The 24,278-nt window shown below is 34.2% G+C and carries 22 protein-coding genes; 4 read left to right on the top strand and 18 right to left on the bottom strand.

What is annotated here, in order from left to right:
* Positions 1-144 precede the first annotated feature (144 nt).
* Positions 145-588 (bottom strand): hypothetical protein, encoded by a 444-nt coding sequence (locus FLACOL7796_RS08745; RefSeq protein WP_173970419.1) that lies wholly within the window; start codon positions 586-588, stop codon positions 145-147.
* A 271-nt stretch (positions 589-859) separates the two neighbouring features.
* On the bottom strand, positions 860-3,193 hold the full coding sequence (locus FLACOL7796_RS08740) for a GH92 family glycosyl hydrolase (protein WP_173970418.1): 2,334 nt from the start codon (positions 3,191-3,193) through the stop codon (positions 860-862).
* Between the two features lie 181 nt (positions 3,194-3,374).
* Between FLACOL7796_RS08740 and FLACOL7796_RS08735 the strand changes: the two genes are divergently transcribed.
* Positions 3,375-3,998, top strand: a complete 624-nt coding sequence (locus FLACOL7796_RS08735) for a M949_RS01915 family surface polysaccharide biosynthesis protein (protein ID WP_173970417.1) — start codon at positions 3,375-3,377, stop codon at positions 3,996-3,998.
* 74 nt (positions 3,999-4,072) lie between these two features.
* Positions 4,073-4,711 carry a hypothetical protein gene (locus FLACOL7796_RS08730; protein WP_173970416.1) on the top strand — a complete coding sequence of 213 codons (639 nt, stop codon included), beginning with the start codon at positions 4,073-4,075 and terminating at the stop codon, positions 4,709-4,711.
* A gap of 41 nt (positions 4,712-4,752) precedes the next feature.
* Here the strand turns inward: FLACOL7796_RS08730 and FLACOL7796_RS08725 are convergent, their stop codons facing one another.
* From FLACOL7796_RS08725 to FLACOL7796_RS08670, 12 genes are all read right to left on the bottom strand, one after another.
* Entirely contained in the window at positions 4,753-5,355 is a 603-nt protein-coding gene (locus tag FLACOL7796_RS08725) for a GNAT family N-acetyltransferase (protein WP_173970415.1), read from the bottom strand.
* A 370-nt stretch (positions 5,356-5,725) separates the two neighbouring features.
* Positions 5,726-6,256, bottom strand: a complete 531-nt coding sequence (locus tag FLACOL7796_RS08720; RefSeq protein ID WP_173970414.1) for a hypothetical protein — start codon at positions 6,254-6,256, stop codon at positions 5,726-5,728.
* 27 nt (positions 6,257-6,283) lie between these two features.
* Positions 6,284-6,640: a hypothetical protein gene (locus FLACOL7796_RS08715; RefSeq protein ID WP_173970413.1), complete on the bottom strand. Its 357-nt coding sequence runs from the start codon at positions 6,638-6,640 to the stop codon at positions 6,284-6,286.
* A 194-nt stretch (positions 6,641-6,834) separates the two neighbouring features.
* Positions 6,835-8,013 (bottom strand): AIR synthase related protein, encoded by a 1,179-nt coding sequence (locus tag FLACOL7796_RS08710; RefSeq protein WP_173970412.1) that lies wholly within the window; start codon positions 8,011-8,013, stop codon positions 6,835-6,837.
* Positions 8,014-8,181: 168 nt separating this feature from the next.
* Complete coding sequence (locus FLACOL7796_RS08705) at positions 8,182-9,666, bottom strand: carboxypeptidase regulatory-like domain-containing protein (RefSeq protein WP_173970411.1); 1,485 nt, start codon at positions 9,664-9,666, stop codon at positions 8,182-8,184.
* Between the two features lie 63 nt (positions 9,667-9,729).
* Positions 9,730-11,091 carry a CsgG/HfaB family protein gene (locus tag FLACOL7796_RS08700; RefSeq protein WP_173970410.1) on the bottom strand — a complete coding sequence of 454 codons (1,362 nt, stop codon included), beginning with the start codon at positions 11,089-11,091 and terminating at the stop codon, positions 9,730-9,732.
* Position 11,092: 1 nt separating this feature from the next.
* A complete protein-coding gene (locus FLACOL7796_RS08695) occupies positions 11,093-11,497 on the bottom strand; it encodes a curli production assembly/transport component CsgF (RefSeq protein ID WP_173970409.1) in 405 nt (134 codons plus the stop codon).
* A gap of 16 nt (positions 11,498-11,513) precedes the next feature.
* Positions 11,514-11,816 (bottom strand): CsgE family curli-type amyloid fiber assembly protein, encoded by a 303-nt coding sequence (locus FLACOL7796_RS08690; RefSeq protein WP_173970408.1) that lies wholly within the window; start codon positions 11,814-11,816, stop codon positions 11,514-11,516.
* Between the two features lie 23 nt (positions 11,817-11,839).
* Positions 11,840-12,241 (bottom strand): curli-like amyloid fiber formation chaperone CsgH, encoded by a 402-nt coding sequence (csgH, locus tag FLACOL7796_RS08685; RefSeq protein WP_173970407.1) that lies wholly within the window; start codon positions 12,239-12,241, stop codon positions 11,840-11,842.
* 8 nt (positions 12,242-12,249) lie between these two features.
* A complete protein-coding gene (locus tag FLACOL7796_RS08680) occupies positions 12,250-12,771 on the bottom strand; it encodes a hypothetical protein (protein WP_173970406.1) in 522 nt (173 codons plus the stop codon).
* Between the two features lie 69 nt (positions 12,772-12,840).
* Complete coding sequence (locus FLACOL7796_RS08675) at positions 12,841-13,686, bottom strand: hypothetical protein (RefSeq protein ID WP_173970448.1); 846 nt, start codon at positions 13,684-13,686, stop codon at positions 12,841-12,843.
* Positions 13,687-14,093: 407 nt separating this feature from the next.
* Positions 14,094-16,283: a glutamine synthetase III family protein gene (locus tag FLACOL7796_RS08670; protein WP_173970405.1), complete on the bottom strand. Its 2,190-nt coding sequence runs from the start codon at positions 16,281-16,283 to the stop codon at positions 14,094-14,096.
* A gap of 427 nt (positions 16,284-16,710) precedes the next feature.
* Here FLACOL7796_RS08670 and FLACOL7796_RS08665 point away from each other — a divergent pair, with 427 nt between their 5' ends.
* Positions 16,711-17,727 (top strand): glutamine synthetase beta-grasp domain-containing protein, encoded by a 1,017-nt coding sequence (locus tag FLACOL7796_RS08665; RefSeq protein WP_173970404.1) that lies wholly within the window; start codon positions 16,711-16,713, stop codon positions 17,725-17,727.
* A gap of 628 nt (positions 17,728-18,355) precedes the next feature.
* Positions 18,356-19,330 carry a TerC family protein gene (locus FLACOL7796_RS08660; RefSeq protein ID WP_173970403.1) on the top strand — a complete coding sequence of 325 codons (975 nt, stop codon included), beginning with the start codon at positions 18,356-18,358 and terminating at the stop codon, positions 19,328-19,330.
* 68 nt (positions 19,331-19,398) lie between these two features.
* On the opposite strand, the gene FLACOL7796_RS08655 is transcribed toward FLACOL7796_RS08660, so the two are convergent.
* The 4 genes from FLACOL7796_RS08655 to FLACOL7796_RS08640 all read right to left on the bottom strand — a co-directional run bounded on the left by FLACOL7796_RS08655 (position 19,399) and on the right by FLACOL7796_RS08640 (position 24,150).
* Positions 19,399-19,917 carry a hypothetical protein gene (locus FLACOL7796_RS08655; RefSeq protein WP_173970402.1) on the bottom strand — a complete coding sequence of 173 codons (519 nt, stop codon included), beginning with the start codon at positions 19,915-19,917 and terminating at the stop codon, positions 19,399-19,401.
* 311 nt (positions 19,918-20,228) lie between these two features.
* A complete protein-coding gene (locus FLACOL7796_RS08650) occupies positions 20,229-20,741 on the bottom strand; it encodes a hypothetical protein (protein WP_173970401.1) in 513 nt (170 codons plus the stop codon).
* A gap of 88 nt (positions 20,742-20,829) precedes the next feature.
* Positions 20,830-21,699, bottom strand: coding sequence for an alpha/beta hydrolase (locus FLACOL7796_RS08645; protein ID WP_173970400.1), 870 nt, complete (start codon positions 21,697-21,699; stop codon positions 20,830-20,832).
* Positions 21,700-22,113: 414 nt separating this feature from the next.
* Positions 22,114-24,150 (bottom strand): M13 family metallopeptidase, encoded by a 2,037-nt coding sequence (locus FLACOL7796_RS08640; RefSeq protein ID WP_173970399.1) that lies wholly within the window; start codon positions 24,148-24,150, stop codon positions 22,114-22,116.
* Positions 24,151-24,278 lie beyond the last annotated feature (128 nt).

Below are 24,278 nucleotides of genomic sequence, written 5' to 3'. Positions count from 1 at the left end.
AAAAAGCCGACAATAATTGTCGGCTTTTGTTTTTTTGTCATCCTGACGAAGGAAGGATCACACGAGAAACTCTGCAAAGATTGTCGACATTCTTTATCGATAAACTAGTGTGATCCTTCCTTCGTCAGGATGACAAGATTGTGCTTATTTTTTCACCGGAAACTTCCAGTCAAATTCATCTTTATCGTTGATGATTGCACCAATTTCAAACTTCACAACTTCATCAAATTCAGTTTGAAGAATGAACCAGTTGTCTTCATTAAAATAATTCTCGAAAGTATCAAACGTCTCCTGAGTATATTTTGTAATTGCTTTTGTAGCGAAATCTTTCTTTACGTCAGCAATTTTTCTTCCAATTAACTTGAATCCAAAAACCTCTAAATCATTGCTTGACGCTACCAAATAACCTAATTTCAAGTCTTCTTCCTGATAAAATGTCAATCTTATTTTGTGCGCATTGTATACAAAAATCACATTGTCATCTTCATCTACATAATTTTTGTCCGGTTTTCCTAAAGCAGCCGTAACATCATTTTGCTTCATTCCGAAAAGCAATTTATCAATTCCTGATTTTAGATTTATTTTCATATTTACTTTTATTTAAAGCGCAAATTTCGGGAAGTTTTTGCAAAGTCTGTCATGTTTGACTATTATTAATTTTTTCGCCATGAATTGCACTAATTTTCACGAATTATAATTGTCTTTTTTGCCACAGATTAAAAGGATTAAAAAAGATTTTTTTTTAATCTGTTGAGATCTGCAAAATCTGCACGAAACTTTTCCAACCCGATTTCACTCACAGTAACAATAAAAAATCTGCGTAAAGCTGTTTAATCCGTCAAATCCGTGGGCAAATTCATTAGTTCTTGTAATTCTTCTTGTTCGGTTTAGAACTCATATAAAAAGTAATTTTCCCGCCGTTTATTACATCCGAATGTTTCAGGAAAGGCTTCTCTAATTGTTTTCCATTTAAAAGTACTTTACTCACAAACACATTTTCATCCGATTGATTTACCGTTTCTACTTCAAAAGTTTTACCGTTGTCTAAATTGAAAATCCCCTTTTTCACTAACGGACTTCCAAGAGCATATTCATCAGAACCCGGAGCAACTGGATAAAAACCTAAACTGCTAAAAATATACCAGGCGCTCATTTGCCCAAAATCATCATTTCCGCCTAAACCATCGGCTCCATTACGATACATTTTTTTCAGGATCATTCTAATTTTATCCTGCGCTTTCCAAGGCGAATTGGTCCAGTTGTACAAATACACTACATGATGCGAAGGCTCGTTTCCGTGCACATAATTCCCAATGATTCCGTCTCTGGTAATATCTTCTGTGTTTTCAAAGTATTTATCCGGCAAATGCATGCTAAACAACGAATCTAATCGTACGTTAAACTTATCATTTCCTCCCATCATTTTAATCATATCGGCAGGATCCTGCGGAACGTATAAACTGTAATTCCATGAATTTCCTTCTATAAATCCTTGTCCGTGCGTATCAAGAGGATCGAATTCTTTTTTGAAAGTTCCGTCGTTTAATTTAGGTCGCATAAAACCCGTTTTTGCATCATAAACATTTTTATAATTTTTAGACCTTTCGATAAATTCATTATAGATTTCTGTTTTACCTAATTTTTTCGCTGCCTGCGCAATTGCCCAGTCATCATAAGCATATTCTAAAGTCTTAGAAACCGAAGCTCCGTTTTTATCTTCAGGAACATAACCCTTTGTCATATAATATTCCAATCCGTCATAATAAGGCACTTTTGCTGTGTTTACACACGCCTGAAGCGCTTTTTCAGGATCAAAATTAGTATTGCCTTTTACAATCGCATCGGCAACTACAGCAACCGAATGATAACCAATCATACACCAGTTTTCATTGGCATAATGCGACCAGATTGGCAGCATTTTATGCACGCTTTGGTCTGAATGTGCCAACATCGAACTAATCATATCTGAGTTTCTTCGCGGCTGCACCAAATTAAATAAAGGATGCAAAGCCCTGTAAGTATCCCATAACGAATAGCTGGTATAATTTTTAAAGTTTTCGGCTTTATGAACATTCATATCCAAACCTTTATAATTTCCGTCTAAATCCATGTATTCTGTCGGGCCTAAAAAAGCGTGATACATTGCCGTATAAAAATTGACTAAATCTTCTTTCTGAACGGTTTCTACCTGAATTTTATTCAGTTCGTTGTTCCAGACTTCCTGACTTTGTTTTTTTACTTTTTCGAAATCCCAACCCGGAACTTCTTTTTTCATATTTTCGAGCGCACCGGCAGAACTTACAGGAGATAAAGCCATTTTTATTTTGATCTTCTCTCCTTCCTGAGTATCGAAATCAAAAAACAATTTTAAATTTTGTCCCGCCATTTCCGGAAAATTCCTAGTTTGATCAAATCTTCCCCAAAAACCTCTGTAGACACTTTTTTCAAGTGCTGCCTGGCCGTAGCTTTTTATAGGTTTGCTAAAAGACATGGCAAAATAAACGGTTCTGGTTCTCGCCCATCCGTTAGTCTGGCGATATCCTGTAATCAAAGTATCATTTTCAACACGAACAAATGTCCATACATTCTTTTTATCGTAATTGTAAATTCCGGAAGTTAAATCGAGAATAATATGTGCCTGATCAGATTTCGGAAATGTATATTGATGCATTCCTACTCTTGTTGTTGCCGTGAGTTCGGCCTTGATTTTATGATCTTCAAGAAATACGCTGTAATAAGCTGGTTCTGCTTTTTCGGTCGAATGAGAAAATGCCGATCTGTAACCTGACAATGGTTTTGAAGCTACTCCGGGATTCAATTGCAATTTTCCTGTTGTAGGCATAATTAAAAAATCGCCTAAATCTGAATGTCCTGTTCCGCTAAAATGGGTATGGCTAAAGCCTACAATTGTTTTGTCTTCGTATTGATATCCTGCGCAATATTTATAGACATCTCCGTTGTATTTTCCGTTTAAACTGTAGGCAATCGTATCGGTTTCAGGGCTTAATTGTACGCTTCCAAATGGTACTGTCGCTCCGGGATAAGTATGTCCCATTTTTGCCGTACCAATCATGGGATCAACGTACTGAATTAGATTACGTTTTTCGATTGTTTTCTTTTGGGCTTTTACTCCAAAGCCAAGCACTAAAAATGAAAATCCAAAGAGAAAACTTTTGCAATTTATTCTATTCATCAGGTATTTTTTTTAAACATTATATTTTCTATAAAACAGTATCAAGTACTTACTAAAACGTTTTTCTAATAATTTCAGGTTAGAAAAATACAACAAAATATGCGCTTTAAAAAATATAAAATTTAGGGAACTAAAAAGCTTTTAAATATCTTTGATTGATCAAAAAAATGCCATTCTAGTCATGAAAAAATATTTTTTATTACTGTTGTTTTTCTTCTCGATATTGAGCTTTTCGCAAAAAATAGAAAGTTACAGATTAACAAAAAGTGAGATAAACGAAAGAGAACTCAACCAGGTTTCCGATTTTCCTATTTACAAAGCATTTGAATGTTCTGATAAAGCGGGTGTTTATGCCTTGCTTTTGTGCGAAAACCAAAAGTCTATTTCTAAAAAAGATACTTTAAACACAAAAATTCAGGCGATTTATACAATGAGCGATCACGGTGGTTTTCTTGAAAAATGGAGAATTAATGATTTGCTTGAAAACACAGAGCCTAAAGAAACTAATATTTGGTTCTGGACCAAATATTGCAGCACGAAAGATCTTGATGGCGATGGCTACATCGATCCTGTAATTGTTTACGGAACCAGAAATGAAAATAACGAAATAAGACGGGTTAAAATTATTACAATTTACAAGAACAAAAAATACGCAATTCGCGCTATAGAATGTGATTTAGATTATTGCAGAAGTTTTAAAAAGGATAAAGACTGGAATTTATTGCCACAGAAAATAAAAACCTACGTTGATAGTCTTGTTGCAAAACTAAGAAAGGAACAGGATCTTATTTTGCATGATGGATAGAATGACTAAAAATTCCAATTTTTAAATTCCAAATTCCAATCTAAATTATAAATTCCAAATTTTGGACTATCTAAATGGCAATACCATCAAAAGAAATAGAAAAAATTTTGTTTGAACAAACAGTTAATACTGAGGAATTCGTTCGCTTTATAGGAAATTTTAAATTTACCAATCATGGAGATTTTGAAAATATAAATTGGCTAAATACGCCAGGACCAATTTATACCAGCTATACTGATAATTGTGGAACAGGTCAAGTAGAAGCCATGAATAATGTTGGTGGCGACGAAGATTATCATGAAGTGATATTTAAGCAGCCTCTTAACGAACAAGAATTAAAGGAGATATTAACAGCTGCCTCAATTGACCCATATGATGCTTACTATTTTGATGGCAATAAAAATTGGACAAGCAAATTAATTATTGATTGGTGGTCAAAAAGTCACGAACGAATTACTTACATTCTTGACTGTTATCAATACGAATTAAATCTTCCGGATATTCTTGACAGGCCATTATATGGACCGAGAATACCCATTCCTGAAAATTATAAAAACTGGCTGGACTTTTACCAAAGTGGACTAAAAGAATATCTTGAATGGTATATGACGAAAATTAACACATACCCCGTAACTTTAAATGAGTTTAATTTTGACTGGACAAGAAAAAATAAATTGGATAATTTTTTAAAATCAAAGAATACTCATATTTAGAGTAATCATTTTTTTTAGAATTGAACATTTGGCTCTTTCTTTTAAAGTTTTTGCTTTAAGTTTTCTTTTACCTCATAGAACCATTCGTTTCTAAGGATACTTAAAACGATTGAATCACGACGAATCTCAGGATTTATTGTTGGCATATGGTTTCGTAAAACGCCTTCAACTTTGCAACCGATACTTTTCATAGCGGCAATACTTCGTTCGTTATTATTATCGGCACGAAATTCTACGCGTTCTATCCCGAGGGTTTCGAAGGCAAATTGTAATAGTAAGAATTTGCAATGTTTGTTGAGCCTGGTTCCTCTAAAGGCAGAACCGTACCAGGTGTAACCTAATTGCAAGGTTTTAAATTCAAGGTTCATATCGTAAAAACGGGTTGAACCTGCATATTTTTGAGTTTTTTTATCGAAAACAATAAATGGGAATTCTTTTTGGTTCTCTCTTGCTTTTATGGCCAAATCGATATACTTAATCAGATTTTCTTTTCCGTCGGCACCAATTAACGAATATTTCCAGGTTTCTGGTTCGTTTATGGATATTTCTAATAAATTATCGACGTCTGATTGTTGCAAAGAACGCAATATAACTAAATCGTCTTCTAAAATAATATTATCTGAAAAACTGAAATTTTTACTCATCTTTTTGATTTTTGATCTTATTGAAAGTGTAGTCCCTACGGGACAAAATATTTGGCGTTTATGAATATATTTTTCTACCAACATGTAATCTCTCCGAGATACTATTTTAATAAATATATAATGGAATCCGAAAAAAATTCTCAATGTATTTCTACCGACATGTAATCTCTACGAGATATTTTTTAAATAAACATATAATGGCATACGAAAAAATCTTCTCAATGTATTTTATGCCAGGACTAATATCTACAAGATATTTGATGAACGAAAGAATACTCCGTTAGGAATTAAATATTGGTAGAAATATGAATACAATCCGAAAAAAATGTCCTGTAGGGACATTACCAATCCAAAGAATAATATCAGAGATCTAATAAAATTGTTTGTTTCGCCTAATCTCTTTAATTTGCCACAAAATTGCCAGAAATAATCCCAATACACCTCCAACATAACTAAAACTATGCATTTCTAAAACTGCTAAAAAGTTTTTGACATTATGAACTTCAAGTGGAAAACAACAAGTCGAGTTTAATCTTGAAAAACCAAGAAATCCATAACATAATCCGATTAAACCAACTAGTAATGATGTGACTAATGTAATTAAAGTTGCTCCTTTTATGCTCTGCATCATTTGCTTTACATCTGAATGAAATAAGCCTATGGTGGCAAATATAAAACCTGCAATTAATCCCATCCACCAGGTTGACCACGCTCCTATTATGGAAGCTGTTAATCTTGGAGTGTCTCGCCCGTATTGAACAAAACCAAATCTTTCAAAAATTTCTTTTGTAAAAAACTCATCAGAAATAGTATATGTAAATTGATTATGAATCGTACCATAAAGCATTGCAATGATAATACTTAAGAAAATAGAAGCTATGAATACAAATGCTTTTCTCATCAATTTACAAATAGTATGGTTTAAAGATTACTCACTCATTTCATCATATCGCTCGGGAACTTGTGGATCGTACAACGGACATTTAAATTCTTCCATTATCTCAACGAGTTTATTCATGGTTTTACCCTCGGTTCCGTAACAGTCTATTTTGATGCTTTGCGGTGTTGAGATTACCTGAAAGGCACCTTTTCCTGCAGTATTTTGCCAGCTGTTTTCGTCTACTTTTTCCCATTGAGAAAATACAGAAGCAATTCTGTTCATGATTACCTGAACCGGAAGTGTTTCAAGTCCTTCGACATCTTCTCTTTCTACAAGAGCTTCATAAACTTCGTGGTGGTTTAGGTAAACTTCTTCTAAATATCTCCAAAAAAGTAATTCGTACATAGCCTGGTGTTTTTTAGCCCCGATAGTAGTGAAAATCCTTTTGTTTTTTTCTTTAAAAAACAAAAGATTGTAACGGATAGCGGGATTAGCTCCTAAAAAAGCTGATTATTAATAAAAAAGGTTCTGTTGTAAACTCCAGTATATAAAACCTTTGCAACTCAGAACCTTTGTAACTTTGTAACTCAAAAAAAAAATTAATATTCGAATGTTCCGTATTCGCTCGTGATGGTTAGTTTTTTAGCATCGGCTGCTTCTACTCTACCTACGATTTGCGCATCGACATTGAACGATTTTGAAATCGCGATGATGTCTTGTGCAATATTTTCAGGAACATAGATTTCCATACGGTGACCGCAATTGAAAACCTGATACATTTCTTTCCAATCGGTTTTTGATTGTTCCTGAATTAACTTGAACAATGGCGGAACCGGGAATAAATTGTCTTTTATAATATGTAAATTTTGAACGAAGTGTAAAATTTTAGTTTGCGCTCCTCCACTACAATGTACCATTCCGTGAATTTCGTTTGGTGTGTAGGTGTCTAAAATTTTCTTGATAATTGGCGCGTAAGTTCTGGTTGGAGAAAGCACCAACTGACCTGCGTTTATTGGGCTGTTTTCTACCTCGTCTGTTAGATTTACCTGACCTGAATAAATTAGTTCTTCAGGAACAAGTGCGTCATAACTTTCCGGGTATTTTTTGGCTAAGTATTTCCCGAAAACATCGTGACGAGCAGATGTTAATCCGTTACTTCCCATTCCGCCATTATAGCTTTTTTCGTAAGTTGCCTGACCAAAAGAGGTTAAACCTACGATTACGTCGCCTGCTTTTATGTTGGCATTATCTACAACATTGCTGCGTTTCATACGTGCCGTTACGGTAGAATCTACGATTATGGTACGTACTACATCGCCAACATCTGCGGTTTCTCCGCCTGTTGAATGAATGGTTACGCCAAAAGATTTTAATTCGTTGATTAGTTCTTCGGTTCCGTTGATGATAGCCGAAATAACTTCAGCAGGAATTAAGTTTTTGTTTCTTCCTATTGTTGATGAAAGTAAAATATTATCTGTTGCGCCAACACATAATAAATCGTCGATGTTCATGATTAGAGCATCCTGAGCGATTCCTTTCCAAACTGAAATATCTCCGGTTTCTTTCCAGTACATATACGCCAGAGAGGATTTTGTACCTGCTCCGTCTGCGTGCATTATTAAGCAATATTCCTCGTCTTGGGTAAGATAATCTGGAACAATTTTACAAAATGCCTGAGGAAATAAACCTTTATCGATATTTTTTATGGCGTTGTGTACGTCTTCTTTTGATGCCGAAACACCTCTTTGTGCGTACCTTTTGCTAGAATCTGAACTCATGTAACTTAGTTTGTGTTGATGTGGTGCAAAGATAATCCCTTTTTTTAATTCTCGGGGTTATACTATTTAAAATTGAATATTTGACTCGCAAAAAAAAAATCGGCAGGTTTTTAAGCGCTGCCGAATTTCCTGAGTAAAATTGGTTATAAAAATTTTGGCTCCTAAAAGTTACTCCCAATCGGGCATTGAAGTTCCTGAGAATAATAATGTTCTTGAATTGAGAACTCCGATGGTTGTTTTTACTATATTTTTTACTGAAATACCATCATTGGAGGTATTGGTAAATATGAGTTCTGCTTCGTTTGGTGAATAGCGAACATCGAGATCGTTTGTACCTAAGGTTTTCTCTGTTATGATTTGGGTTGAATTTCCTGTTGCAAAATTATATTCGAAAATTCTGGAATCTAATTGGCGGTAATTTAAATTTTCGAAACCGGAAACATCTCTGGTATATACCAATTTTTGCCCTGTTATTGAAAAGTGCAGTCCACCTGCAGCTCCGGTTTGGCCTGAAAGAATATTTGCTGTTACGGTTCCGGAAGGATTGATAACATAGATTTCTACATTGTAACCGTTGGCATCGTTTACTTTTAAAGCAATTTTATTTCCATCGGCGCTCCAATCGCACTCTGATATAAATTTACCGTTTGGTGTCTGGAAAATTTTGGTTAAGCCACTTCCGTCGCTATTAATTTTGTATAATTTGTCGAAGTTAGGGTAAATCAATTCGCTTCCGGAAGCATTCCAGGAATAATTGAGATAATCTGAATTAAAACCAGCGACAGGAATTGAACTTGTTACTTTTTTAACTTCGGTTCCGTCAAAATTCATCGTATAAATATCGTTCTGAGAACCATTTGTACCTATAAAAGCAATTTTATTGGCCTGATTATTTCGTCTCGGACGCCAGTAATTTTTATCTGAACTTGTTAACTGGTATTGTTTTCCTGCATCATCGGCAGTAAAAATTACATTATTGCCGCTTATATTTTTTACGAACAAATATCGGGTTAGCGGAAATGGTATTGTCGAAAAGGCGCTTACAGCACTTAAAACAGGGGTATTTGTTCCGTCAGTAACCTCAACCTGCCAATAGTATTTTGTTCCGTATATTAAATTGGTAAGGGTTAACTTTTTTTCTTTTATTGCATCGTAAATTTTTACCTCGCTATTACTGTCGTTTCTAAGTGTTATTTTAAAAGTGAGGGCATCATTATCAGGATCTGTAGCTGTCCAGGTTAAGTCTAATGACACGGCCTGAGCGGTGCTATTATCAACGGGGCTTACTAATACGGGAACTGTTGGCGGCTTATTGTTGGCTGTTGCTTTTTTAAGTTCAAAAACAATTTCTGATGTATTGTTTGCTGTAACCGTTGTGGCTTCAAACTTTGCTACGAAACCGTCTTTTTGTGCCTGAAACGAGTATTCGCCTACTTTTACATTCGAAACCGTAAACTTACCGTTCTCATCTGTAAAAACAGTACTTGTGGTTGGGCTCGAGAGGATTTTTACATTCTCCATAGGTTCAAATGTATCTGCATTAACCACTCTTCCGCTAACGTTACCATATGACGTTTCTCCTATTTTCTCTTCACTGCATGAAACCAAAAACAATAAAAAAAGTACGCTTGCTATTTTGTATAAATACTTCATTATTACTTTGTTTTTAAATTTAAACTTCATCGTTATGTTTTCAAAATTCTGATTTCCTAATTATTACTTTTTCTTTTTGGTAAAATAATAAGTTAGTCCTAACCCGAATTTATAATAGTAATCATCACGGGTTCCTGCCTTTATGTAATCGACATTATCACTAAAATTGATATTTTGCTCTGCAAATAATTTGATTCCTATTTTATCAGAAACGAGATACTCGAGACCCAAACCGTATTGAACTTTACCATAAGCATTCTCGAATTTCCGGTTCGTTGCATATCCTCCACCTCCGTAGAGATAAGGGGTAAAACGATCTTTGGGCAGTAAAACCCATTCGAGATTAAGATCATAGGTAATGTAACCTACATCGAGTAAATTTTTATTGGCGAGATTGACGACATTGGTAGAAGCACTAAAATTAATACTGGGCGTTATAAAATACTTTAACGCGCCCCGGCCAAAAGGTCTTAGCAGCGGATCTTGATAATCGCCATCCATCAACGTAGCTCCTCCTGAAATTTCTATGGCAAACTTACTTCTTCTGTTTTCCAGCACTCTGTCATAAAGCGCTGTTACATCGGCAGTTTTAGTTTCTTCATTATAGGCTTTGATCAAATTATCGACTTGCCATTTGGGTGCATCTGCTTCCCAGATATTATCTTTTATACCTTCTAAAACAAGAGATTCTACCGCTTTTTCGATGGCTTCGGTTACTGCCATATGCACAGGTTCATTTGTAGTGTAGCCGGTTTCAACTTCTAAGAGTCTTTTAAAATTGACATATCTAAACAAGCTTTCGTCAATTGCCTGCGATAGAATTGTTTTTGATATGTAAACTGATTTTAAAATTTTTCCGTTTGAGGTTGAAATCATCCTTAAATAGATGGTAACACGGTCCTGACGGTATTTTACAGAGGCTCCTGCTCCAAAATATCGTGCTCCAAAACCGCCGGTAATAATATTAGAATCGTATGAAACTATTCCGCCTTCTAATAAAACTCCTGCATATAATAAAGGTGTTAACTGAGGTTCGTTTGGATTGGCATTTTTTACATATTCCTGACGTGTTGCCCGAATAAGGTTTCGCTCCTGAAGTAAATTTCCAATATTTTCACGTTCTATAGGTATAAACCACTTAGAATCTTCTAAGGCTTTTATCAATATAGAAGTGGCGCCCTGGGTTACGGCGGTACTAAAACTACTTCCGTTTTCCTGCGGTTTATATTGTCCGGTCTGGTCTCTGAATTTATAGACACCTACGACAACTTGCTCTTTTGGTTTTGGCAGATCTTTTAATAATGAAGTTGCAGGAGTTCCTTCTCCTAAAACTGCTTTTTGAACTCCGGTTGGCTGATTGTAATAAGCACCGCAACCCGAAAAAAGAAATCCGAATACTATAAATAGGTAGTGATGTAATCTCATGTTATTTATTTGGGATAATTACTTGAGTTTGTTCGCCTGTATTAGTATCTAAAATATTCAGAGTAAGGCCGTCTGAAGAGGGGTAAACATCGACTGAATAGCTCCCGAAAGTATAGGAACCTTCTTTTATACCATCAGTACCAAATTGCTGTTTGTAGAGTGTGCTTGAAATCTGACTTAATAATTGCGAATTTAAATTGGCTTTAAATCGTTCTAAGTCAGTTTGCGTTTTTGTTTCAGCTGTTTTATCCTTTTGCTTATTCTGAGCTTCTGCACTGCTCAAAAGCCATTGATAATTAAAGGTATCTCCGCCAAAAGCCGGATTTACGGGTTTATAAACTAATGCCTGAGCATTTATAAACGGAGAAGCAAGCAGTAATACTGCGAGGGTGATTATAAATTTCATGTCGCTAATAATAAAATTAATACTGAGTGAAATATTTGCGCTCTTTTTCTTTTTCTTTCAGGTAAGTGAAGGTGGCATTTACAGATTCTTCTGCAACTGCATCTAAAAATTCATCATCTGGCCTGGCCAGAAACTCATAAATAACTTCGTTGTCGATACTTATGGTTATGGATGTATTTCTTGCAAAACTATATTCTTCACCTATTGTGACTATTTTTTCAGCGTTTATTCCAATATCATTGTACTTGTAATAATATCTGTCGTAAAAATCTTTTCCTATTTTGGTTTTTGTATCGTCTGTAATGATTCCTCGTAACACAAATCCGTCAACTGGTAATACAATTACATCTTTTTTTTTTCTTCACCTATAACCACACGATCTTTCGCTATTATTTGCTTGTCTTCATCGTAGAACAATAATAGTACGACTACCTCATCATCTTCTGATAAATTAATCTGAGAAGTAGATAACTTTTGTTTTTCGTTTGGCTGTAAGGTAAAAACACCAACCTGGTCATTATTAGACTGATTATTACTTTTATTATTATTTTTTATAACAGACATTCTGTAGGCGGCACTCCGGATGACATCAGTAAGATTTTCGGCAGTACCAGTAATTTTTACATTACCCTCAACTTTTTCAATTTCCAGCTTTGCTTTTATTTTGTCTTGGGGGACCTGACCATATACTATGGCAGTAAAAACCAGAAAAACAAAAATTATATGTCGGTATAAAAAACGCATGTTTAAATTTATTTATTAATAAGAATTATTGAAGCGCCATTTCCTGTCTGGGTAATTTTCATGTTTTTTGACAGTGAATTGGTTCCAATATTTTGAATGTTTTGATTATCGCCTTTTTGGATCATTTCCATATTTACATTATAATTTGTGTTTAATGTAAAATCGTTAATCTTATTGTTGTTCCCTTGTTGAACAATGTTTTGCGTCAATGTTTTAGCACTTTTATCCAAAAACAATTCATTTCGGTCTCCATTTTGATTGACAGCAACTTTTGTTTCGTTTGATTTTAAAAATGCTTTTACTTTATTTAAATCTCCAATTTGCTGGATTTGAATGCCAGACTGAATTTTTTGATTTAAATCATTCTGTGCTTTTTTATCCATACTCGAAACCACACTAAAAGCTTTTTCTTTTGAATTAAAGACGGAGGAGCTGTAGGGTTTAAAATCTGAATTATCATCTTTTTCCTGTGCATAAAATACAGGAGAAAAAAGCAAAAGCAATACAATATTTAAAATGAAAGTTTTCATCCTGATTGATTTAGATTAAAAAATGAGATAGTCACGTTCTATGACTATCTCATTATTTATTTTATGCTATTAGTTAGTTTGAGTAACTACGATTGTATTTGAATTTCCTTTTGAAAATGCAATACTAGAGTGAGATGCTCCGGTTTGAGTTACAGTAGCTTTATTTAAGTTACCAATTTGCAAAGTATCTTCAGTTAACTTAGTACCGTTTTGTACAGATGTAGCTTTGTTATCATCTCCATATTGATAATGGTTTGAAGTGTTTTTGTTAGCTGCAGAAGTACCGCTTGGAGAAGTTTGAGTTTGTGTAGACTCGTTTCTTTGACCTCCTTGGCTAGCATACGCTACGTTATTATCTCCTTTTTGTGTTTGCCAAGCTTTATTGTTGTTATGAGGTCCAACTGGAACAGCTACACCATTAACATGCCCAATTTGAGCAGCAGTAAAAGGAGCTCCTGTTGGTTTCTCATTACCTGTTGTACCTTGATCTACAGTAGCAGTATTGCTGTCTCCTGTTTGAGTTTGCCAGGCTTTGTCAAATCCACCTGTTGAGCTTGGTGCATTTACAATTTGATCTTGCCAGATTGTAGCTCTATTGCTATTTCCTTTTTGTGTTTGATAAGCTTCGTTATCATGGTTACTTTGAGAAATAAAAGCCCCGTTACCATTACCGTCTTGTTTCACATCAGCTTTGTTGTCTTTTGCTGCATACAATCCTGGTTGAATTCCCTGAAAAACTTCAGACTTGTTGTTATCACCTTTTTGATCAACAAGCGATCCGTTGTTTGAACCGTTTTGAGTAACAAGACCCTGATCTGAGTTTCCTACTTGATTCACTGATGAAGTGTTTCCCTGTGCAAATCCGATTGCCCCTACAAACAGCATCGCTGAGATGCTTAAAATTACTTTTTTCATAATAGATATATTTAATTGGTTATTAATACAACTTATTATGTAGGTCAGTGTGATTTGGGGAAATCATGGCTTAAAAAAAATCATCATTCAATCATCATTCGAAAATAAATTTTTAGGTCTTATCTTCTTTCTTCATGACCAAAATTAGAAAACTTCTCGAAAATCAAATCAAGTATAATTACCTATTTTACAAGAACTTAATCATTTTTCGATGAACTGTAAAACTATCTCGATGAACTACTGAATCCGTTAAAAATATAAGTAGGAAATTACTTCATTATCATAATTACTTAACATTTAATGCCTTGAAATGCAAAAATCAATATTAATTTTACTTTATTTTAACATTACAGCAAAAAAAAGCCCACCTTAATTCGATGGGCTTGGTAGAACTGTTAAATTACTATTTATTTGGTAAACAATAGCTCTCTATACTTGGTTAATGTCCAGCTTTCGTCGTCTACAAGTAACTCTAATTTATCACAATGATTACGAATATCTTCAAAATAAGGCTTCACTTTATTGCAATATGCTTCGGCCATTTTTTGCGCATCTGTTAAATGATTTGCTGTTCTTCTTTCATCAGTCATTGCCAATACTTTAGAATTAATTCCTTCAATATGACCCGAAATCTCTTTTATTAAAACAATTTGCTCTTTTGCAATCGTTTCAAACGCTGCACCGAAGATTTCTTTTAATCCTTTTACATTTTCGATTAAAGTATTTTGGTAACGTATTGCCGTTGGTATAACATGATTTCGGGCAATATCTCCTAAAACCCTTCCTTCGATCTGGATTTTCTTAGTGTATTCTTCTAATTCAATTTCGTAACGCGCTTCGGCCTCAATATGATTTAGAATACCTAACTCGCTAAATAAATCTAAAGCCTGTTTCGAAACTTTGGCTTTAATTGCTTCCGGAGTTGTTTTAAAATTGCTTAAACCTCTTTTTGCAGCTTCTTTTTCCCAGCTTTCACTATATCCGTCTCCTTCGAAAAGAATCTTTTTAGATTGTTTGATGTACTCTCTTAAAACATTAAAAATAGCATCATCTTTTTTCATGTCTTTAGACTCGATCAAAGTATCAACTTCTACTTTAAAATCTTTTAATTGTTTGGCTACAATAGCATTCAGAGTTGTCATCGCGTTAGAACAGTTTGAGTTTGAACCCACTGCTCTAAACTCCCATTTATTTCCTGTAAAGGCAAAAGGCGATGTTCTGTTTCTGTCTGTATTATCTAAAAGTACATCCGGAATTTTACCTACTACATTCAGTTTTAAATCCGTTTTTTCTTCAGGAGATAATTTCCCTGTTGTAACACTCTCTAATTCTGATAATACTTTTGTTAATTGTGCTCCAATAAATACAGAAATAATTGCCGGCGGTGCCTCATTTGCCCCTAACCTATGATCGTTACTTGCTGTTGCGATCGAAGCTCTTAATAACGTTTCGTAATCGTTAACTGCTTTTATCGTATTAATAAAGAAAGTAAGAAACTGCAAATTGCTCATTGGCGTTTTACTCGGACTCAATAAATTAACTCCTGTATCTGTTGCCAACGACCAGTTATTGTGTTTTCCTGATCCGTTTACTCCTTTAAATGGTTTTTCGTGAAATAATACTTTAAAGTCATGACGCTCTGCCACTCTTTGCATTACATCCATCAATAATGAGTTATGATCTACTGCAAGATTGGTTTCTTCAAAAATTGGAGCCAACTCAAACTGATTTGGTGCCACTTCGTTATGACGCGTTTTTACCGGAATTCCTAACAGCATACATTCCTGCTCTAAATCTCTCATATAAGTCAGGGCACGTGTTGGGATAGAACCAAAATAGTGATCGTCTAATTGTTGTCCTTTTGCAGAAGTGTGTCCTAATAAAGTTCTACCCGTCATCATTAAGTCAGGACGAGAATTTGCCAATGCTTTATCAATTAAGAAATACTCTTGCTCCCAGCCTAAAGTAGCAGTTACTTTTTTTACATTTTTGTCAAAATAACGACATACTTCTGTAGCGGCTTCATCTATGGCAGATAAAGCTCTTAATAAAGGAATTTTATTGTCTAAAGCTTCTCCTGTATAAGCAATAAATACTGTTGGAATACATAAAGTAGTTCCGTAAATAAATGCCGGCGAAGTTGGGTCCCATGCAGTATAACCTCTTGCTTCGAATGTATTTCTGATTCCTCCATTCGGGAAACTCGATGCATCCGGTTCTTGTTGTACCAATTGTGCTCCTCCAAATTTCTCTACAGGATCGCTTCCGTCATACGAAACTTCAAAAAAAGCATCATGTTTTTCTGCCGTTGTTCCTGTAAGAGGCTGAAACCAGTGTGTATAATGAGTAACTCCCTTAGATAATGCCCATTCTTTCATTCCCATGGCAATATAATCTGCCAATTTTCTCTCTATTTTAGTTCCGTGCTGAATAGCATCTCTAACTCCTTTTAAAGCATCAGAAGTCAAAAACTGCTTCATTGCTTTTTCATTAAATACATTTGAACCAAAAATATTAGATTTTCTATCGATTTCTTCAAAATGCACTGGCTTTCTTGTAGAAGCATCTCTTAAAGCCTGGAAACGTAATGTTGACATGTATAATAAGTTTAAAATTTGTAATAATTTCTACTAAAAAATGATCGACAAATATAAACAAATAAAAAGCCTGTTTATAAGATAAATTTGAGATTTTTATTCGACGATTTTTCAACATAAGAAGCTTTTTTCAAAGAATAATGAATTTGATTTAAAGAAATGTAACAAAATACATCAGTATTCTTCATTAAATAAACATTTTTTCATAATTCCTTAACCTCGAAACTCAAAAAACCTCCCTAATTTTTACGAATTTATTTTTTAATAGTGTTAAAAATTGCTTTTTTAAAAATATACCCCTCTCAAAATTGCGCTTATCCAAAAAATAGTAGAGACATAAACAAAATAGCCCCCTAATTTTTACGGCTAAAAAAATAAATCTATATTTGACCCAACGAAAAAAACAAAAAAATTAATTTATATTATTATGGCTAAAATTAAGTTAGAGTACATTTGGTTAGATGGATATGAACCAACTCAAAATCTTAGAAGTAAAACTAAAGTTGAAGAGCATGAAAATTTCAAAGGAACATTAGAGGAGCTTGGAAACTGGTCATTTGATGGTTCATCAACAAAACAAGCCGAAGGTGGATCTTCAGACTGTTTATTAGTTCCTGTTGCAATTTATCCAGATCCAACTCGTATTAACGGATACCTTGTTATGTCAGAAGTTATGTATGCTGACGGAACTCCACACCCTTCTAACGGTAGAGCTACAATTGATGATGATAATGATGATTTTTGGTTTGGTTTCGAACAAGAGTATTTCATCATGGATACTAAAACTCAACTTCCACTAGGATTTCCAGTTGGAGGATACCCTGCTCCACAAGGTATGTACTACTGTTCTGTAGGTGGAAAAAACACTCACGGAAGAAAATTAGTAGAAGAACATGCTGATTTATGTATCGCTGCAGGAATTAACTTTGAAGGTATTAACCAAGAGGTTGCTTGCGGGCAATGGGAATTCCAATTATTCGCTAAAGGTGCTAAAAAAGCCGGAGACGAAATTTGGGTTGCTCGTTACTTATTAGATCGTTTGACTGAAAAATATGGTTACTATATAGAATATCACCCAAAACCACTTGGAGACACAGACTGGAATGGTTCAGGTATGCATGCTAACTTCTCTAACGAGGTGTTAAGAACATGTGGAGACCAGGCTACTTACGAAAAAATCTGTGAAGCTTTCCGTCCTGTTACTGCTGAGCACATAGCGGTTTACGGAGCTTACAACGACCAACGTTTAACTGGTAAACATGAAACAGCTTCTATTCACGATTTCTCTTACGGAGTATCTGACAGAGGATGTTCAATCAGAATTCCTTTAATGACTGTTCAAAAAGGATGGAAAGGTTGGTTAGAAGACAGAAGACCAGCTTCAAACGGAGATCCATACAAAATTGCTGCAAGAATTATCAAAACTGTTAACTCAGCGCTATAATTTAAAGCTTAGAATATATTCTAAAAAGTGCCATCTTAATTGCTGGCACTTTTTTTTTGCCCTATAGTTTGTCATTTATTTCGATATCAATATTTTTTTTCAGGAGCTAATCCCGCTATACGTTTCAATCTTTTGTGGCGAACACCGCCACAAAAGGATTTCCTCTTCTATCGGGGCTAGGAGAATCATTTTCATAAGAATATTTAAGTATAGTTTGTCATCCTGAGGTACGAAGGATCACACAAGGAACTCTACAAAGATTGGTCCTATACGTTGCGGAGCTTCTAGTGTGATCCTTCGTACCTCAGGATGACAAGATTGCGGATAGCTGTGATGGATAAAATAAAAATCCGTGCAAATCCGTGTTTTAGCGATAGCGAATCCGTGTCATCCGCGTGCCATTAACCACAATAAAAAAGAAAAAATCCGTATAAATCCGCGTTTTCGCGATAGCGAATCCGTGTCATCCGCGTGCCATTTACCACAATCCTCTCATCATACCCAAAACCAACATCAACAACTTAAAAAATCTTTAAGCTTTATTCAGAATTTAAACACAACTTTTCGATAATTAATTTTTAAGTTAAACTTCAAAAACTATCTTTGTAAATCATTTAAAAAAAGTATCATGATCGTCTGGATTTTGTTTTTATTAGCCGTTGTTTTTATCCTTGCTTTAGACTTAGGTGTTTTTAATAAAAACCCTCATATTATTAGTACCAAAGAAGCAAGCAAATGGACACTTATTTGGGTTACTTTATCATTCCTCTTCTCGGGAGTAATTTACTGGCTTTACACTACAGATTATATTGCAAATCCTGATAATCTAAAACCGGCAGTAGCTTCTATGAAGTTTATTACAGGTTATTTGATCGAGCTGTCTTTAAGCGTAGATAATATCTTTGTCATTGCCATTATTTTTGCCTCGTTTAAGATTCCGCAAAAATACCAACACCGCGTTTTATTCTGGGGAATCCTGGGCGCTGTAATCTTCCGTGGATTAATGATTTTCTTTGGCGTAATGCTTATCAATAAATTTACATGGACAACTTATTTGTTTGGTGGATTCTTGATTTTTACAGCAATAAAAATGTTATTCTCCGGAGAAGACGACGACTTTCATCCAAAAGATTCTTTCGTATATAAGACATTAGGAAAAATTATCCCAATAACATCTGAAATGGATGGAGAGAAGTTTTTCATTTCTACAAAAACAGCCAAAAGAGCAGCAACACCATTATTTGTAGCCTTGGTTGTAATCGAAGTGATGGATGTACTTTTTGCAGTTGACAGCGTTCCTGCTATCTTAGCCATAACATCAGATCCGTTCTTGGTATTCAGTTCTAATATTTTTGCTATTCTTGGGTTACGTTCTATGTATTTCTTCCTGGCGAATATGCTGGCGAAATTCAGTTTTTTAGAATACAGTTTAGTAGCAATTTTAGCCTTTGTAGGATTAAAAATGATTCTTCACGATTTTATTCACGTACCAGAATGGGCTTCATTAGGATTTATTGCCCTTTCGCTTTTAATAGGCATCTTGGTTTCCCTTAAATTTGGAAAAGAAAAAGAACTTACCGATACTGATTTAGAACAGGAATAATATTCTGAATTACATATTATAAAAAAAAAGGAAATCTCACGATTTCCTTTTTTTGTACAATCACTTAATTAGTTTAGTGTTTTAACATTGCTATCATTAAGATTATATTTTCTGATAACTTCATAATAATCTGAATACTCATTTTTCGTATTTGTCTTTTTTGCATATACTCCAGTACTTCCAACTTCAGGTACAATTACAATACGAAATGTTTGATTGTACCTCATATCATTCGGAATGTTGTTTAACCCTAAACCATCAAGATATATCTTAAAATCGTCTTGAGTAAAATCAAATTTATAACTAAAGATAGTTCCATTATCATAATAATGAGCTTCCGGAAGCTGAACCCAAATATCACGGCCATTTGGTGCAATTCCTCCTAATCGATAAACCAAAAGCACATCTTCAGGAAGTAACGCATAATCAAATCTTCCTGTAAATCCTTCTCCATTGTTTGCAAAATCAACCTTATTTACTTCAAAAACATAATTGGTCGTATCAAAAATTTCGTCCTTATCATCATCAGAACATCCTGAAAACACAAATAACCCAACAACTGCCAATAGTGTAAGTATCTTTTTCATAATATTTATTTTATAAGTTTCTGGAACGACTTCAAAAAGCAGACCAAAATTCTTACATTAGTTATTTTTTGAAATAAATAATTATAAATATTTTTCGTACAAATAAATAATTTGACGCCATCATGAAATAGTTCTTGAGTGAACACTTCCTAAATCTCCTAAAATAGATTTTTAGAGAATCAAGAGTTGCATAATATTTTTAAAACATAAATTGCCAACTGTCTGATTCAATAAAATTTCAAATAAAAATATGAAGGCATAAAAAAAAAGGAGATCTTACGATCTCCTTTTTTTTATGATTGAACTAAAAATTACTTTAATTGCTTAACATTACTATCGTCAATATTAAACTTTTTAATAACTGCATTATAATCTGAATAATCTTCTTTATTAATAGATTTTGCTGTACCTGTTGAAGAACCAGGAACAATAACAACTCTAAATACTTGACTTAACCTATAGCTAGCATTAACGGATTCCAAGTCAGGTCCATCCATAAATATATCTATAAAATCTCGTGAAAATTGAAAAGTATAAGTAAAATCTAATCCCCTGTCATCCGCAAAATATGTTTCTGGAAGTAATTTCCAAATTCTATTTCCATTCGATTCTGATCCCGATGATCTATAAACTAACACCACATCAGTAGCAAATTTAGAAGGGTTATCAATTGATTTACTATATTCATTCTGCGGAGTAAAAGAAACATTGGGAACATCAAAGACATAACTAATTGTATCATAATCTACATGGTCATCATCATTCGAACATCCAGAAAATGCAAAAAGTCCAACAACTGCAAATAAGGTAAGTATCTTTTTCATAATATTTATTTTTTAAGTTTATATATAAAGGTATTCCAAAAATCAAACCAAAAAAAGCTTTTTGGGTGATTCCTTACTAAAAGTTCTATTATTTTTTTGCAACCTGCTGGTTTTTAAGCAAGATTTTATTAAAAAATAACACATGATAAGGTAGTGAATTTTCCCAATAGTCCCACGTATGCGCTCCCGGACGCTCGGTATAATCATGATCTACTTTGTTGTATACTAATCTTCGGTGTAATTCTCTGTTAGGTTCTATTAAAAAATCATCAACTCCGCAATCAATGATCAAGGGTAATTTATTTGCTTTAATTTTATCCAGCATTCCCATTACGGCATATTGTGCATACATTTCTGAACTATCGCTTTTATCTCCAAAAACAGGCTGCATCAATTTTACCACCTGAGCCGAGGATTCACGATTCAGCATCGTACTCATATCTACTGCCCCGCTCATACTTCCTGCCGCACAAAACAATTCAGGATGTTTTGCTGATAAATATAATGCACCGTGACCTCCCATAGAAAGTCCTGTGATTACTCTTCCGTTTCTATTACTTATCGTTCTATAGGTTTTATCTACTTTTTGAACTACTTCCTGTGTTACAAAAGTCTCAAACTGACTTTCTTTATTTACAGGACTGTCCAGATAAAAACTAAACGTCTCCCCTTCTGGCATTACAATAATAATATTATATTGATCGGATAGATTTTGAACTAGTTTTTTGTTTGGGGTATTTTTTAACCAGTCGCTAAAATGACCGTAAGCACCATGCAACAAATACATCACCGGAAATGCCGATTTACTTTTTGCATACGAATTAGGCAATACAACCGCAGCTTTGTAGGTTTTGCTCATGGCTGTACTGGCAACTTGTAATGTATCTACTTTTGCTGCATAACTCATTGAAGAAGCGCATAAAAGAACGGCAAATACTAAAATTCTAAAGTTTTTCATATTTATATTTTTTCAATTTTGGGATTGTAAATATACCTTTTTCCGTGTAAATTATATGAAAAATCCGACCGGTTTTTTGGTAATGAAAAGTTGCCGCGAATTGCACGAGTTTTCACGAATTGGAATATGGATAAAATGTTTTTATTTCACGCAGATTCAAAAAGTATTAAAGCAGATGTAGACAGATTTTTTAATTTTAAATATAATCTGCAAAATCCGCGTGAAACAAAAATTCACCCAATTTCAGGACAAAATAAAATCATTTTAATCCGTACAATCTGTGGCAAAAACAAAAAACAAAAAAAATCCGCGATAACCAGTTTACCCCGTTCAATCCGTGGGCAATTATATCGCAAAACAAAAAAACCATTCGCCGTAACGAATGGTTTTATATATCACTTATTATTTTATGTTTTACCAGATTACTACTCGTAAACTATCCGGCTGATACATTTTATCTCCTTTTTTAACATTAAATGCTTTATGAAATTCAGGAATATTACTCAAAGGTCCGTTGACTCTGAATTGTTCCGGCGAATGTACATCCGTCATGATTTGGTTGATTTTCGATTCATCTCTTCTGTTAATCATCCAGGAATACGCATAAGCAAGGAAATAACGTTGCTCCGGAGTTAAGCCGCTAATTTTTTCCTTATTTTTAAATTGTGCTGTTTTCTGAAATGCTTCGTAACCCATAATTACTCCGCCCAAATCGGCGATATTTTCACCTTGAGTGGCATCACCATTTACATTTTTACCCAATATTGAATATTTATTGTACTGATCTACTATCAACTTTGTTTTAGCTTTGAATTTTTTCAAATCTTCTGCTGTCCACCAATTGTTTAGATTTCCTTTTTCATCATATTGACTTCCCTGATCATCAAAACCGTGCGTGATTTCATGTCCGAAGAAAGAACCTCCAATAATACCGTATAAAACAGCATCATCTGGCATACGTCCTTCGTAACCCGGTACAATAATATTACAAGCCGGAATTACGATTTCGTTATTACTAGGATTATAATAAGCATTATACGTTTGCGGCTGCATAACCCATTCGTTTCTGTCTACTGGTTTTCCAAATTTGTTGATCATGTATTGGTAATCCCAAATATAAGCTTTCATGACATTGCCACAATATGATTTACGGTCTATAGAAAGTGAGCTCATATCCTTCCATTTATCAGGATAACCCAATTTCATTACCATTTTACTCAACTTGAATAAAGCTTTTTGTTTGGTAGGCTCGCTCATCCAATCTAATTTTTTAATGTGCGAAGCAAATACGTCACGAATATTATTTCCTACTTCAAGTAATTTCTCTTTAACGCCTTTTGGCATATAATCGCTCACATAAACCTGACCTATTAATTCTCCTAAAGAAGAATCAGTTTGTTCTACTACTCTTTTCCAGCGTGGTTTTTGAATTGCAACACCATTTAATGTAGTCGAATAAAATTTGAAATTTTCTTTTTCGATCGCAGAATTTAGATAAGGAGCATAAGCACTTACAAGATTAAACTTAAGATACGTTTTCCAGTCTTCGATGGTATATTTTTTTATCGTCGTATTTAATGCCTTAAAAAATTCCGGCTGTCCTACTATAACAGTGTCCGCTTTTGCGATGCCTAAAATTGGCAATACTTTTTTCCAATCGATATCAGGTGTAAGTGTATTGAACTTTTCTACCGTTATCTTATTGTAATTTTTGATAGGATCACGAAGCTCTTCTAATTTTCGGGATGATTTTGCCAATTCCGTTTCGAGTTTCATAATTGTTGCCGCATTTTTTGAAGCAACTAATTCTTCGTCTCCTGTAAATCGCATCATGTTTTTAAGATGAGACAAATAAGCCGCACGAATTTCGACATTTCGCTTGTCTGAATCCAGATAATAATCTCTTTGTTTCATTCCTAAACCGCCTTGTCCGAAAAACAGCGCATATTTTGTACTAATTTTATCATCTTGCGAAACGTAAAATGTAAATGCCGGATCTGCTCCTACAGTTTGCAAATGCGCAATAGTATTAACTAATCCCGTAATATCCTTAATCTCATTTATCTTTTTGATTTCAAGATTCAACGGAGACAAACCTGCTTTTTCGATGGCAATTGTATCCATACCTGAAGCATAAAAATCGCCAATTTTTTGTTTGTTGCTTCCTTTAGCCGCAGACTCATCTTTGGCCGAGTTCTCGCAAATACTTTTAATTTGTCCGTTGATAGTATCCACAACGGTTCTCATTATTCCGTTACTGCTATCTGTTTTTGCAATAGGATTTTTTTTGAACCAGCCATTATTAGCATAATTAAAAAAATCATCAGTCGGATTAATGGTGGTATCGCGATTGGTAATTAAAGGATCTGAAAATGCTACTTCTTTTTTATTGCAGCTAAAAAAAGTCATTCCGATAAGAAGGAATGTTAGAGGTTTTCTAAATAAATTCATTCAGTTATAAATTTGGTGATGGATTAAATCTATTATTTCGGATTGTTATAAATTAAAAATAACAAGCATGTAAATATAATTTTTATAACAACAAATTTAAAAAAATTCCAAAGTTTAATTTATTGGGG

The organism is Flavobacterium bizetiae, assembly GCF_902804475.1.
Taxonomy (GTDB): domain Bacteria; phylum Bacteroidota; class Bacteroidia; order Flavobacteriales; family Flavobacteriaceae; genus Flavobacterium; species Flavobacterium bizetiae.
This window is presented reverse-complemented; position numbering and strand designations above follow the sequence as displayed.

Bases quoted from the DNA above. Each gene is read 5' to 3' on its own strand.
- FLACOL7796_RS08745 (WP_173970419.1), bottom strand. From the start codon at position 588: ATGAAAATAAATCTAAAATCAGGAATTGATAAATTGCTTTTCGGAATG.
- FLACOL7796_RS08740 (WP_173970418.1), bottom strand. From the start codon at position 3,193: ATGAATAGAATAAATTGCAAAAGTTTTCTCTTTGGATTTTCATTTTTA.
- FLACOL7796_RS08735 (WP_173970417.1), top strand. From the start codon at position 3,375: ATGAAAAAATATTTTTTATTACTGTTGTTTTTCTTCTCGATATTGAGC.
- FLACOL7796_RS08730 (WP_173970416.1), top strand. From the start codon at position 4,073: ATGGCAATACCATCAAAAGAAATAGAAAAAATTTTGTTTGAACAAACA.
- FLACOL7796_RS08725 (WP_173970415.1), bottom strand. From the start codon at position 5,355: ATGAGTAAAAATTTCAGTTTTTCAGATAATATTATTTTAGAAGACGAT.
- FLACOL7796_RS08720 (WP_173970414.1), bottom strand. From the start codon at position 6,256: ATGAGAAAAGCATTTGTATTCATAGCTTCTATTTTCTTAAGTATTATC.
- FLACOL7796_RS08715 (WP_173970413.1), bottom strand. From the start codon at position 6,640: ATGTACGAATTACTTTTTTGGAGATATTTAGAAGAAGTTTACCTAAAC.
- FLACOL7796_RS08710 (WP_173970412.1), bottom strand. From the start codon at position 8,013: ATGAGTTCAGATTCTAGCAAAAGGTACGCACAAAGAGGTGTTTCGGCA.
- FLACOL7796_RS08705 (WP_173970411.1), bottom strand. From the start codon at position 9,666: ATGAAGTATTTATACAAAATAGCAAGCGTACTTTTTTTATTGTTTTTG.
- FLACOL7796_RS08700 (WP_173970410.1), bottom strand. From the start codon at position 11,091: ATGAGATTACATCACTACCTATTTATAGTATTCGGATTTCTTTTTTCG.
- FLACOL7796_RS08695 (WP_173970409.1), bottom strand. From the start codon at position 11,497: ATGAAATTTATAATCACCCTCGCAGTATTACTGCTTGCTTCTCCGTTT.
- csgH (WP_173970407.1), bottom strand. From the start codon at position 12,241: ATGCGTTTTTTATACCGACATATAATTTTTGTTTTTCTGGTTTTTACT.
- FLACOL7796_RS08680 (WP_173970406.1), bottom strand. From the start codon at position 12,771: ATGAAAACTTTCATTTTAAATATTGTATTGCTTTTGCTTTTTTCTCCT.
- FLACOL7796_RS08675 (WP_173970448.1), bottom strand. From the start codon at position 13,686: ATGAAAAAAGTAATTTTAAGCATCTCAGCGATGCTGTTTGTAGGGGCA.
- FLACOL7796_RS08670 (WP_173970405.1), bottom strand. From the start codon at position 16,283: ATGTCAACATTACGTTTCCAGGCTTTAAGAGATGCTTCTACAAGAAAG.
- FLACOL7796_RS08665 (WP_173970404.1), top strand. From the start codon at position 16,711: ATGGCTAAAATTAAGTTAGAGTACATTTGGTTAGATGGATATGAACCA.
- FLACOL7796_RS08660 (WP_173970403.1), top strand. From the start codon at position 18,356: ATGATCGTCTGGATTTTGTTTTTATTAGCCGTTGTTTTTATCCTTGCT.
- FLACOL7796_RS08655 (WP_173970402.1), bottom strand. From the start codon at position 19,917: ATGAAAAAGATACTTACACTATTGGCAGTTGTTGGGTTATTTGTGTTT.
- FLACOL7796_RS08650 (WP_173970401.1), bottom strand. From the start codon at position 20,741: ATGAAAAAGATACTTACCTTATTTGCAGTTGTTGGACTTTTTGCATTT.
- FLACOL7796_RS08645 (WP_173970400.1), bottom strand. From the start codon at position 21,699: ATGAAAAACTTTAGAATTTTAGTATTTGCCGTTCTTTTATGCGCTTCT.
- FLACOL7796_RS08640 (WP_173970399.1), bottom strand. From the start codon at position 24,150: ATGAATTTATTTAGAAAACCTCTAACATTCCTTCTTATCGGAATGACT.